The 12,191-nt window shown below is 63.0% G+C and carries 9 protein-coding genes and 3 tRNA genes; 4 read left to right on the top strand and 8 right to left on the bottom strand.

The annotated features are described in order from the left end of the window. Positions 1 to 119: 119 nt before the first annotated feature. The gene (locus tag AC3RCJ_RS19550; protein ID WP_492964786.1) at positions 120 to 1,331 is read left to right on the top strand and encodes a hypothetical protein; all 1,212 of its coding nucleotides are present in this window, start codon (positions 120 to 122) and stop codon (positions 1,329 to 1,331) included. 96 nt (positions 1,332 to 1,427) lie between these two features. Here AC3RCJ_RS19550 and AC3RCJ_RS19555 read toward each other — a convergent pair. The 3 genes from AC3RCJ_RS19555 to AC3RCJ_RS19565 form a co-directional block, all read right to left on the bottom strand. After that, positions 1,428 to 1,504 (bottom strand) — tRNA-Arg (locus AC3RCJ_RS19555). Positions 1,505 to 1,595: 91 nt separating this feature from the next. Next, a tRNA-Arg gene (locus tag AC3RCJ_RS19560) sits at positions 1,596 to 1,672 on the bottom strand. 82 nt (positions 1,673 to 1,754) lie between these two features. After that, positions 1,755 to 1,831 (bottom strand) — tRNA-Arg (locus AC3RCJ_RS19565). Between the two features lie 453 nt (positions 1,832 to 2,284). On the opposite strand from AC3RCJ_RS19565, the gene AC3RCJ_RS19570 reads away from it, so the two are divergent. Beyond that, a complete protein-coding gene (locus tag AC3RCJ_RS19570) occupies positions 2,285 to 4,789 on the top strand; it encodes an ATP-binding protein (protein ID WP_492963892.1) in 2,505 nt (834 codons plus the stop codon). Positions 4,790 to 5,077: 288 nt separating this feature from the next. Continuing rightward, on the top strand, positions 5,078 to 6,061 hold the full coding sequence (locus tag AC3RCJ_RS19575) for a response regulator (protein ID WP_492963894.1): 984 nt from the start codon (positions 5,078 to 5,080) through the stop codon (positions 6,059 to 6,061). Positions 6,062 to 6,137: 76 nt separating this feature from the next. Here the strand turns inward: AC3RCJ_RS19575 and AC3RCJ_RS19580 are convergent, their stop codons facing one another. Next, on the bottom strand, positions 6,138 to 6,533 hold the full coding sequence (locus AC3RCJ_RS19580; RefSeq protein WP_492963896.1) for a hypothetical protein: 396 nt from the start codon (positions 6,531 to 6,533) through the stop codon (positions 6,138 to 6,140). A 318-nt stretch (positions 6,534 to 6,851) separates the two neighbouring features. Between AC3RCJ_RS19580 and AC3RCJ_RS19585 the strand changes: the two genes are divergently transcribed. Beyond that, positions 6,852 to 7,565: a sensor histidine kinase gene (locus AC3RCJ_RS19585; RefSeq protein WP_492963898.1), complete on the top strand. Its 714-nt coding sequence runs from the start codon at positions 6,852 to 6,854 to the stop codon at positions 7,563 to 7,565. A gap of 183 nt (positions 7,566 to 7,748) precedes the next feature. On the opposite strand, the gene AC3RCJ_RS19590 is transcribed toward AC3RCJ_RS19585, so the two are convergent. From AC3RCJ_RS19590 to AC3RCJ_RS19605, 4 genes are all read right to left on the bottom strand, one after another. Continuing rightward, positions 7,749 to 9,047: an NAD(P)/FAD-dependent oxidoreductase gene (locus AC3RCJ_RS19590; RefSeq protein ID WP_492963900.1), complete on the bottom strand. Its 1,299-nt coding sequence runs from the start codon at positions 9,045 to 9,047 to the stop codon at positions 7,749 to 7,751. Positions 9,048 to 9,067: 20 nt separating this feature from the next. Beyond that, entirely contained in the window at positions 9,068 to 9,562 is a 495-nt protein-coding gene (locus tag AC3RCJ_RS19595) for a hypothetical protein (protein WP_492963902.1), read from the bottom strand. Between the two features lie 92 nt (positions 9,563 to 9,654). Continuing rightward, complete coding sequence (locus AC3RCJ_RS19600) at positions 9,655 to 10,437, bottom strand: transporter (RefSeq protein WP_492963904.1); 783 nt, start codon at positions 10,435 to 10,437, stop codon at positions 9,655 to 9,657. Positions 10,438 to 10,514: 77 nt separating this feature from the next. Further along, entirely contained in the window at positions 10,515 to 12,164 is a 1,650-nt protein-coding gene (locus tag AC3RCJ_RS19605; protein WP_492963906.1) for a methyl-accepting chemotaxis protein, read from the bottom strand. Positions 12,165 to 12,191 lie beyond the last annotated feature (27 nt).

Genomic DNA, 12,191 nt, shown 5'->3' on the forward strand with positions numbered 1-12,191 from the left:
ACTGGCATACCGGCATTCCGTCGAATGCAAAAATGGCAACGCGATGAGAATATGATAGTATAAAAACAAGAAAATACCCTTTCGAGCCTGTCTCCCCCACCCCATCTGACGAGGAAACGATGCGCCTTATCCTATCCACACTCATCCTGGCCAGCACGGCTGTCACGCCTGTGCTGCATGCGCAAACCATGATGACCATCAGCGCGCTGCAAACCAATGCGGCGCCGCCGCCCGTGGTATTCATTTCGGATGCAGGCCGCGAAGGCCTGTTTTACCTGTCCGGCACGGGCACGGCCGCTGATGCGGACGGCGCGACGGCCATCTTGAGCGGCAACAAGCTGTACAAACGCTCGTACAGCGGGGCGCTCAATGCCAAATGGTTTGGCTTGTCCGAAGCGTCGAACAACAATACGCCAGCCGTCACTGCGGCGATCCAGCGCATGAAAAAGGGCCAGGAATTGCTGATTGACGCAGGCGAATACCAATTCCAGGGCTCCCTGCATCTGCCCGCCAACAAGCGCATCCGTTTCACGGCACTGGGCACGCTCGTCTTCGGCGCCGGCGATGGCCTGATCGTCGAAAATACGCATGATGTGTTTCTCGAACGCGTGATCGGACGGCCATGGACTGAAACGCCGGACTACAGCACCTATACGGGGTCGGGCGTGACCTTGCTCAATGCCAGCAATACCAATCTTACCGCGCGCTGGATCTCGGGATTCAAGCATGCCATCAAGCTCACCGGCGACGGCGTGCGCCACGGCTCGCAATATAACAAGGTCACATTCGACCTGCTGTATCAGAATGCCGTGGGCCTCTACTTAACCACCGAAAGTGGTGGCAGCCTGAACTGGGTGAACGAAAACACCTTCACCGGCGGCCGGATTGCGGGAGAAACAGGCTTATTGGCCGAAAAAGGTCCGAACCAGACCGATCATTTCAACGGCAATAAATTCTATAACATCGGCTTCGAAAGCCTCGTCAACGGCATTGTCGTCGACCACTTCAGCCACAACACCATCATCGCCCCCCGCTATGAACAGGTACAGCATGGCATCAACCTGAAATCCAACACGTATTACAATACATTCGTCAGCAGCAGCATCTACGAGGCCAGCTTTGTCGGCAATGGCACGCCCGGCTATGCGGGCAAATATACGACGGTGCTGGGAAATTTGCTGACGACGGGTGGCATCATGTCGGGCGCGCTCAGCGTTTCGAACGGCGAAGGTAAATTCCTTTCCGTCAACAGAGATCCCAGCCAGAGCGCGAATGGCGAAACGCTGGGCAAAATCCTCAGCCTGTCCAACTTGCTGAACGTCACGCCATAAGGGACGGGGTCGGACAGCAATCGGACAGCAATCGGGCAGTAAACAAAAAAAACCCCGGAAAGCGAACTTTCCGGGGCGTTTCTTTACTGCTGATACTGGTGCGGCTGGCAGGAATTGAACCCACGACCCCTTGGTTCGTAGCCAAGTACTCTATCCAGCTGAGCTACAGCCGCAAACTCTGACACACTTCGCCGGACGGCGCGAAGCTTGAAACTTTCATCGGAACGAAACGAACTTCATTCCGGCAACGATACTAATCAATACTGGTGCGGCTGGCAGGAATTGAACCCACGACCCCTTGGTTCGTAGCCAAGTACTCTATCCAGCTGAGCTACAGCCGCAAAACTTCTACAACATTCCATTGACAACATGGAGGTGAAACTTGGTACAACAAAACCAGGTAAAGTCTGATTTTCAGTATTCTGGTGCGGCTGGCAGGAATTGAACCCACGACCCCTTGGTTCGTAGCCAAGTACTCTATCCAGCTGAGCTACAGCCGCGCAGGCAAACATTATAGCGTATTCATTTCGCTTTGAAAAGTTCGATTTTTCAATCGCTTAGCTGATTTTGCAGAATACCGCCCCGCATCCCCAACCCTCTTTTCACTGCTAAAACATGCACGCCTTTTATCGGTGGCCACGCCTGCTTGCACAGGCGCTTCCAGCGAATCGAGAAGTTGCTGTCTCGAAAGAAGCGGGATTATAGGGACTGCACTCCCGCCTGTCCAGTGCTATCTGCGATGAAACGGAAAACGGACCTGCCGCCGCCGACCGGCGCCAAGCGTGTGGTGGTGGCCAGGCGCTTGGGACTACAATACCCTTCATCTACGGGGCGCTTGCGCTTTCAAAAAAACATGACGGTGTCGATTTCCATCATGACCCATTTAACTGAACTCAGCGACGGCACCACGGTGCGCCGGCCCGTGCGGCAGGCTGACTGTTGCAGGATTCCCGATGGCCAAGCATGAACACAAGCACAATCTGCTACCGCCATCGGCGCCGTTGAGCCTATCGGACGAACGCCTCGCCAATTTGCTCGAAGGTATCACCGACGGCTTTTGCCTGCTCGACCGCGACTGGACCATCCGCTATATCAATACGCGCGGCGCCGACATGCTGGCGCCGCGACGCCCGCCTGGCGCCGTGCTGGCAGGCAGCATCCTGTGGCAAGCCTGTCCCGAACTGCTGGGCAGCGAGCTGGAAACGCACTACCGGCGCGCCATGGCGCAACAGCAAAGCTGCAACTTCGAATGGCGCTACCAGCCGCTGGGCCGCTGGCTGGAAGTGCGCATCTTTCCGTCCAGCGAAGGCCTCACCACGTATATCCAGGACATCAGCCAGCGCAAGGCGGTCGAGGACACCTTGCGCCAGAGCGAGGAAGACTTGCGCGCGCTGGCCAACTCGATACCGCAGCTGGCCTGGATCGCCAGCTTCGACGGCACCATGTCCTGGTACAACCAGCGCTGGCACGACTACACGGGCACCACGGCCGAGCAGATGGCGGGCGACGGCTGGGCCATGGCCTATGACCCGGCCCACCTGCCGCAGATGCTGCAGGGCTGGAAGGCCGCGTTACGTGACGGCAAGCCCTTCGAGATGGAGTTCCCCATCCGAGGCAGCGACGGCCAGTACCGCTGGTTCCTCACGCGCGCCAACCCCGTGCGCGACCGTGGCGGCCAGCTGCTGCGCTGGTTCGGCACGAGCACCGATGTCGACCAGGTCAAGCGGGCCCAGGAAGCATTGCGCGATGAAACGCGCGTGCTCGAACTGCTCAACAACACGGGCGCGGCACTGGCGGGCACGCTCGATCTGCCCGCCCTGCTGCAGGAAACGGTCGACGCGGCCACGCGCATCACGGGCGCGCGCTTTGGCGTGTTCTTCTATGCCGACGACCATGTGCCCCACCACGCGGCCGGGTCCGGCGATACGCCGGCGCAGTCCCTGCCCCCGGCACAGGCCGTGACCGGCATCAGCCTGCGCCAGGCCGACGCCATCGCCACGGAACTGCGCGTGGGACCGACGCTGCGCGAAAACGACCTGCTGACGGCGCCCGAACATCGCAGCGACGAGGCGCCGCCCTTGCGCAGCTGCCTGAGCCTGCCGGTCAGGTCGCGCTCCGGCCAGCCGCTGGGACGCTTGCTGCTGGGCCATGCGCAGGCGGGCATGTTCAGCGCGCGCAGCGAACGCATCGTCGCCGCCATCGCGGCCCAGGCCGCCGTCGCGCTCGACAACACCAGCCTGTATGCGGCCGCCAGGCGCGCCGCCGAGGAACGCAAGGTGCTGCTCGACAGCGAACGCGAGGCGCGCGCCGAGGCCGAGCGCACCAACCAGCTGAAAGATGATTTTCTTGCCACGCTGTCGCACGAATTGCGCACGCCGCTGTCGGCCATCCTGGGCTGGGCCCAGGTGCTGCGGCGCGGCACGCGCGACCAGGCCGATCTGCACCGCGGCCTGCAAAGCATCGAACGCAATGCGCGCGCGCAGGCGCAGCTGATCGAAGACTTGCTCGACATGAGCCGCATCACCTCCGACAAGGTGCTGCTCGACCTGCAAACCATCATCCCGGCCACCGTCATCGCCTCGGCCATCGAAACCTTGCGGCCGGCGGCCGAGGCCAAGCACATCACCTTGCGCACGGCCATCGCGCCCGATGCGGGCACCATCAATGGCGACCCGAGCCGCATACAGCAGGTGATCTGGAACCTGCTGTCGAATGCACTGAAATTCACCCCGCAGGGCGGCAAGGTCGATATCGACGTGTACCGCGACGGCTCGCGCCTGGCCATCACCGTGGCCGACAATGGCGTAGGCATACGCGCCGATTTCCTGCCCCATGTTTTCGACCGTTTCCGCCAGGCCGATGCCTCGACCACGCGCAAGCACGGCGGCCTGGGACTGGGGCTGGCCATCGCCAAGCACCTGGTGGAGCAGCATGGCGGCAGCATCGCGGCCAGCAGCGCCGGCGAAATGCAGGGCAGCCGCTTTACCGTGCGCCTGCCCCTGAGCGGCCGCCCCACGACGGCGGACGCCGCCGACGCGCTGCCGCCCGCCGCCCACGACCTGAGCGGCGTCAAGGTGCTGGTGGTCGATGACGAAGCCGATGCGCGCGAACTGGCCGAACGCATCTTGCGTGACGGCAACGCCGACGTCCGTTGCGCCGCCAGCGCGGAGCAGGCGCTGCAATGGATGCTCGACGAACGGCCCGATGTCTTGGTCAGCGATATCGGCATGCCCGACGTCGACGGCTTCGACTTGCTGGCGCAACTGCGCGCGCGCGAGTCCCGCGGCGGCGGCACCCTGCCCGCGCTGGCCCTGACGGCGTTTGCCCGCCCGCAAGACCGCCAGCGCGCGCTCGACAGCGGCTTCCAGGCCTACGTCTCGAAGCCGCTGGACCCTGAGGAACTGCTGGCGGCCGTGGCGCGCCTGGCGGCACCGCGCCGGACAGCCCCCCAGCCCTAGACATGCCGTCAACAGATGATGCAAAGAAATACATCATTCAGGACAAAAAGACTATTTTCCCGGGTTACCCTTCCTACTTTCAGACGCGGCACTGTCCTACAAGCAACTTGCGCCAAATTTGCTACACTGAAATGCAGCAGCACATGGCAGCCTGGACGGCAGCGGCGACCCCGACGCTGTCGTGCGCCCTCTGTTGCTGCAAGGCGCTACTATTATTCTGACCCGCCGTCAGCCGATTAGCTGCGGTAAAAGCCAGCGTTGCATACACCGTATTAACCGAGACTACACATGCCCAGCCAAGATGAGATTTTGAAAGCCAAAATTTTGGTCGTCGACGACTCCCCCGACAATGTCGACCTGATGCTGGAAATCCTGCGCGATGCCGGTTATACCAACGTCACGGCCACCATGCGTCCGGCCCAGGTCTGCCCCTTGCACCAGGAACATTGCTATGACCTGATACTGCTGGACTTGCAGATGCCGGAACTGAATGGTTTTCAGGTCATGAAAGGCTTGAAGGAAATCGAGCATGGCGGCTACCTGCCCGTGCTGGCCCTGACGGCGCAACCGAGTTTCAAGATCGCCGCGCTGGAAGCGGGCGCGCGCGACTTCATCAGCAAGCCCTTCGACCTGATGGAAGTGCACAAGCGCATCCACAACATGCTGGAGGTGCGCCTGCTATACAAGGAGCTGGCGCAGTACAGCAAGCAGCAGCAGGAACTGGCGCTGCACGATCCACTGACGGGCTTGCCCAACCGCCGCCTGCTGGAGGACCGCATCGGCCACACGCTGCAGCATTCGGCCCGCAACCGGGGCAAATCGGCCATCCTGTACCTGGACCTCGATGGCTTCAAGGCCATCAACGATACCTATGGCCATGGCTATGGCGATGAAATCCTGAAAATGGTGGCGGCGCGCCTGGTGGGCGCCTCGCGCAAGGAAGATACGGTAGCCCGTATCGGTGGCGACGAATTCGTCATCGTGCTGAGCAACCTGGCCGGCAAGGGCGACGCGCGCGAGCCGGCCGCCAAGCTGATCGAAGTCATTTCCGAGCCCTATTTCATCAACGACCTGACCTTGCGCCTGTCCACCAGCATCGGCATCAGCATCTATCCGGACGACGCCACCTCCGTCGAATCGCTGCTGAGCGCGGCCGACACGGCCCTGTACGAAGCCAAGCGCGCCGGCAAGAACCGCTTTTGCTGCTCACCGCACGACGTGATCGTGCCGCAAATCAATATGCAGAAAAGCAGCATCGCCTCGATCGCCTGAGCCGCATTGCCCGCTGCCAACAAAAAAACCCGGCAAGCCACGCAGGCTTGCCGGGTTTTTTGCTGGCGCCGGGCGCTTACTTCTTGCCGGCCGCAGCCGCATGCTGGCCCGCATGCTGGTGATCCGTCTGCGCATCGACCGTTTCCGGCGCCACTTCGATACGCGTGATGCCGGCATCGACGGAAATCGGATCGCTGGCGGGGAAAGTCATTTCGACCGCATCGTCGAGCAACTCTTCCTTGGCCCGCTCTTCGCCGCTCATGCCCTCCTCGTCGGCCAGGATGGCCAGCGCACTGGCCCATTTGACGAAATTCAGGTTGGACAGCTCGCGCACGGTGCTCACGCCAAACGCCTGCTGCAGCGCCTTGGCATCCTTCGCACTGACGCCGCGCAGGGCGCTGATGGGGGCATTGACGATGTCGCGGAAGCTTTTGTCCGCATATTCCTGGTCAACAATAGTATCGATATTCATGGCATGTCCTTTCGTTGCAGTGGAAGGGCCGGTGACGCACCCTGCGCCACGATGGCGGTGCTTGCTGCATAGTGATTACGCACAAGCACACTATGGCAGCGCCGCGCGCGCCGGTATGTGCGCAGCCGTACGTAACTGCATACTGCGTGCGCGGCCATGGCGGGCGCCAAAAGTTATGCATACTACAAAAATGATGGGTGGAGATTAAAATTGCCGAAAAGACAGAAATTTTTCATCCATGCGCCTTGCAATGAAATCCTCATGTATGATCCACACCTTGAATCCGGCCGTATCATTTTTACTATTCCACGGGGCGCTATGTCCGCACAAACAGATCCGAACAAGGAAACGACCCAGGCCGATGCGGAACGCGCCGCCGATCTCAGCGAATTGCTGGGCCATGTCAATACCAGCTGGGACAATGAACGGCGCGCCCTGTCGCGCCAGCTGCACGACAGCCTGGGCTCCTCGCTGACGGCGCTGACCATGCACCTGTCGCTGCTGACGCAAAAGATGCCCCAGGAAGCCGCCCTGCTCGACCGCGCGGCAACGATGAAGCAATTGCTGCTGAACGTGATCGAAACCAATCGCCAGATGCAGATGAAGCTGTGGAATGACAAGCTGGAGTTTCTGGGCGTCAATGTCGCGCTGGGCGAACTGGCCACGCAATTTGCCGATCAACACAAGATCACCGTGCGCTGCAGCCTGCCCGAAGATGAGCTGATTTGCCCGCGCAACGTGGGCGTGGCCCTGCTGCGCACGCTGGAAGAAGCCCTGAGCAACATCGCCACGCACGCCCGGGCCACGGAAGTGGACATCATCGTCGACGACAATGAAGATGCGCTGATGCTCACCATCAAGGACAATGGCGTGGGCCTGCCTGCCAGCGAAGCGGTGGAAATGAGCAAGCACGGCCTGCGCGCCGTGCGCGAGCGCGTGCACTATCTGGGTGGCACGCTGAGCCTGGCGGCCAATCCGCCAGGCGGCACGGCCCTGAGCGTGGTCTTGCCGCGCATTAGCCCGAAGGAATAGTCTCGGCGGTGCCTGGCCAGGACGCCACAGGCGCGCACCGGATGCGGCAAACGACGCAAGGACAGCTGAGGGCATGCCATGCCATCGCCGTGCCCATGACACGGGGCCGCCGCGAAGCGGCGCCCGTCGCGCATCGCCAATAAAAAGGGCAGCAAGGCCCTTTTTTGATACGGCGCAAACCGCTTAATGCAACTTGACCTGCGGCGTGCTGCGCTTGATCAGGAAGCGGCCCATGGCCATGACGGCCGTGCGCACGCTGCCCAGCACGGCATTGTGGTGCATCAGGTGCAGGCTCACATACATCATGCGCGCGATAAAACCCTCGACGAACCAGCTCAGGCCCTTCAACGAACCCATCAGGGTGCCCACCGACGTCGTGCGGCCGAACGACACCAGCGAACCGTAATCGAGGTATTCATACGGTTTCGTCTGCGGTGGCCTGCCCTTCGCCTGCAGCAGGAACGTTTTCAACAGGTAATCGGCCTGCTGGTGGGCCGCCTGGGCGCGCGGCGGCACCAGCTTGCCGTCCGGTCCCATGCAGGCGGCGCAGTCGCCCAGCGCGAAGATATTCGCATGGCCCTGCACATTGAGCATGCCCGTCACTTCCAGCTGGCCGGCGCGATTGGTCGGCAAGCCCAGCGTGGCCAGGAATTCCGGCGCGCGGATGCCGGCGGCCCACACGCAGATGTCGGCCGCATAGCTGGTGCCGCTGGCCACCGTCACCTGGTCGGGGCCGATGGACGTCACGCGCGTCTCGGTCACCACCGTGATGCCGTGCTGGTGCAACAGTTTCGAGGCGGCGATGGAAACGCGCTCGGGCAGCGGCGCCAGGATGCGCGGCGCCCCTTCGAGCAGGGTGATGCGCACATCCTTGATGGCGTTGAGGTTCTGGAAACCATACGCGGCATACACGCCGCTCGCTTCGCGCAATTCGGCCGCCAGTTCCACGCCCGTGGCGCCGCCGCCGATGATGACGATGTCGACGCCCGGATGGCCCGCGTCGCCCTGGCGCTGCTCGGCCATGGCCAGCAGTTTGAGCAGGGTCAAACGGAAACGTTCGGCGTCTTCCGTGGCATTCAGGGAAATCGTGTTTTCCTGGGCGCCGGGCACGCCGAAGTAATTCGAGGTACTGCCCACGGCCAGCACCAGCTGGTCATAGCTGACAGTGCGCTGCGGCAAGAGCTGCTCATCCTTGTCGGTGGCGATGGCGCCCACGGTCAGGCTGTTCGAGCCGGCGTCGAGCGCGATCAGGGGGCCATAGACATAGGTGAAGCCATTGTCATGCGCCAGCATCTGGTACGACAGCCCCTCCTGGTGGATGTCCAGCGTGCCGGCCGCCACTTCATGCAGCGACGGCTTCCAGATATGGTACAGGCGGCTGTCGACCAGGGTGACCTGGCCGGGGCCGAGCTTGCGGCTGAGTTTGCAGGCCAGCTCCAGGCCGCCCGCACCTCCCCCCACGATGACGATTTTACTATGCAAAGATCCTCCTGCTAACGCGTTTAATCCCGGTGCCCGTTGCCATGGCCGTTGCCGTTGCCGTTGCCGTTGCCGTTGCCGTTGCCATGGCCCTTGCCCGGCTTGTTGTCATGCTTGTCGCGCTTGTCATCGCGGCGGTCGTCATGACGGTCGTGGTCGCGGTAATCGGGACGGCCATGGTCGCCATGCTGCTGGCGGTAACGGGGCGCATATTGGTTGTTATACCAACTATCCTGAACGAAATATACTTCTTGGTTACAGGCATTATACTTGCGGCAGTGCTTGGACCAGTGTTTCGCATGGCCGGGCGGCACGCGCAGGTAGATGGGGTGGCCCGCATAATATTGCGGGCGTTGCACGATGACGGGCTGGGCATAGATCAATTGCGGCGCGGGATAGTCGCCGATGTCGAGGCGTCCGTAAAAGCCTGGCTGGCCGACGGTGACGGAGACGCCGACCTGGGCGACGGCGGCGGTACCGGCCGACAGCAGGACGGCGGCGAGAATGAGGGTTTTCATGGGGCACTCCTTTTATAGGTTATGCCTGAATTGTAGACCTTGTGCGACCAACTGTTTGTTCGCAAGGACACATAAGGTTCGCCGTGACAATCTCACCACAGCTTGCCCAAAGGCACTACCAATCCGCTGAACAGCGACCAGTCCGCCGACGCGCCCGTCAAGCCGCGCGCCATGCCGACGTCGATGGCCAGCCGGGGCGTGGGGCTGTAGGTGGCGGCCAGCAAGAGCTGCGCCGTGGCCGGCGCGCCGCGCAATCGCGTGCCGGACAGCTCGGCCGTGGCGCCCCAGCGGGCGCTGACGGGCGTGGAAAACGAGGCTGCCCAGCCCGTCTGCACGGTGCCCGTGCCCGGATCGGATGCGCCCAGGCGCGTGGCGCCCAGGTTGGCATCCATGTGCACGACGCCCAGGTCGCGGCTGACAATGCCGTTCAGCGACACGTCGCTCTTGCCGCTGCCGATGGCATTCTTGGCTGTTGGCAACTTCCAGCCCAGTTCCAGGCCCAGGGCCGTGGCGCTGTCAAGCAGGAAGGCGCGCTTGAGCACGAGCGTCGTGTCGCCCACGCCCGTCTCGCGCCGCCCGATAGCGTCGCGCGCGCCCACGGCCGCCTCGCCTTCCAGCAGCACGCCCCATGCGGGGGTGAAAGCCAGCTTGAACGTGTAGGGCAGGCTGGCGCGGCGCGTGGCGCCCGTCTTCGTGGCCAGGCCGCCCGCCTCGAATTCCAGCTGGCCCGGCACGCTCAGCTGTGCCGGGCTGGCCACCGAGGGACGGTACGGCAGGATGGCGTCGGCGGCATCGGCCTGCTGCGCCTGCAGCGGCGGCGCCAGCATGGCCAGGGGCAAGGTCAGGGCAGGCAGGAAGTGGCGCAGGCGCGACATGGCAGTCCGATACAAGTCAAAGACCACAGCCTACCACTGGCGGCCCTTGCGTGCAGGAACGCCAGCCCCGCCATGCTTCAGGCCAGGCGCCGCAGGGGGCGCGGCATCACCGGCACGGGGCGGCGCAAGGGAGTGACCTTGCCCGCCGCCGGCGCGCCGTCGGCCTGGCCGCCGAGACGGAACACCCCCACCAGTTCCGTCAGCGCATGGGCCTGGTCTTGCAGCGATTCGGCCGCGGCGGCCGCTTCCTCCACGAGCGCCGCATTTTGCTGCGTCACCTGGTCCATCTGCACGACGGCCTGGTTGACCTGCTCGATGCCGGCGCTCTGCTCGCTGCTGGCGGCCGTGATTTCCTGCATGATATCGGCCACCCGGCGCACGCTGGTGACCACCTCGTCCATCGTGTGTCCCGCATCGCGCACCAGCCGGGCGCCCACTTCCACCTGTTCGACGGAGTCGCCGATCAGGATCTTGATTTCCTTCGCGGCGCTCGCTGAGCGCTGCGCCAGGTTGCGCACCTCGGATGCCACGACGGCAAAGCCGCGCCCCTCCTCGCCCGCCCGGGCCGCTTCCACGGCCGCGTTCAAGGCCAGGATATTCGTCTGGAAGGCGATGCCGTCGATGACGCTGATGATGTCAACGATCTTGCGCGACGAGGCGTTGATCGACTCCATCGTCTGCACCACCTGCCCGACCGCCGCGCCGCCCTTGCCGGCCACCTCGGATGCGGCGCCGGCCAGCGCATTGGCCTGGCGCGCGTTATCCGCGTTCTGCCGCACGGCGGAAGTCAGTTCTTCCATCGACGAGGCCGTTTCTTCCAGCGAACTGGCCTGCTCTTCCGTGCGCGACGACAGGTCCAGGTTGCCCTGCGCGATTTCGCTGGAGGCCGTATGGATGGTTTCCGTGCCCGAACGCACCTGGCTGACGATGCCCACCAGCTTGTCGCGCATGGTTTGCATGGCAAAGATCAGGCTGTTGCTGTCATGGCCGGCCGTGCGGATATCCACCGTCAGGTCGCCTTCGGCAATGGCGCCCGCGATCTGCACGGCATATGCGGGTTCGCCGCCGAGCTGGCGCGTCAGGCCGCGCGTGATCAGCGCGCCCAGCGCCAGTCCCGCCGCCACGCTGCCCAGCACCAGGGCGATCATGAAAGTACGGCTGGCCCGGTACACCCTGCCGGCCTGGTCGGCGGCCGCCTTGGCCCGCTCTTCCTTCTGCTGCGAGAGTTGATCCAGCACGCTGTCGAGTTCGTCAGCGTGCCGGCGCGTCTGGGTCAGCAAAGCCGTCAACTGGGGACTGCGCTGCGCCAGCGGCTCGGCCGCCGCCAGCGCCAGCGCCTGCTGCATGGTGTGCACGTATTCGGCTTCGACCGTGGCGAAGCGGGCAAACAGGTCCTTGGCCGCCTGCGTGACGAACAGGGGCTGGGCCTTGGCCAGGTTTGTCTTGTTCAGTTCGATGAATTTGGCGATATCGGCCTGGCGCGTGGCGCGCTCCTCGGCAGTAGTGGCCAGCAAGAAATTACTGCGTGCCCGTCCCACCTTGATGAGGGCGATATTCGCCTCCTTGATGTACGACAGGCCCAGCAATTCATTGTTGTACATCTGCCCCGCCATGGTGTCGATCTTGCCCATGTTGAAGATGCCGATACCGGCCACGACGGCCCCCAGCAGCGCCACGCAAAAAAACGCCGCGATCAGGCGCGTGCCGACCTTCATCCGATTCAACATGATTCCTCCGTAATCCGCAGCCAGTAC

The sequence above is a fragment of the Janthinobacterium sp. GW822-FHT07H11 genome (assembly GCF_058798615.1).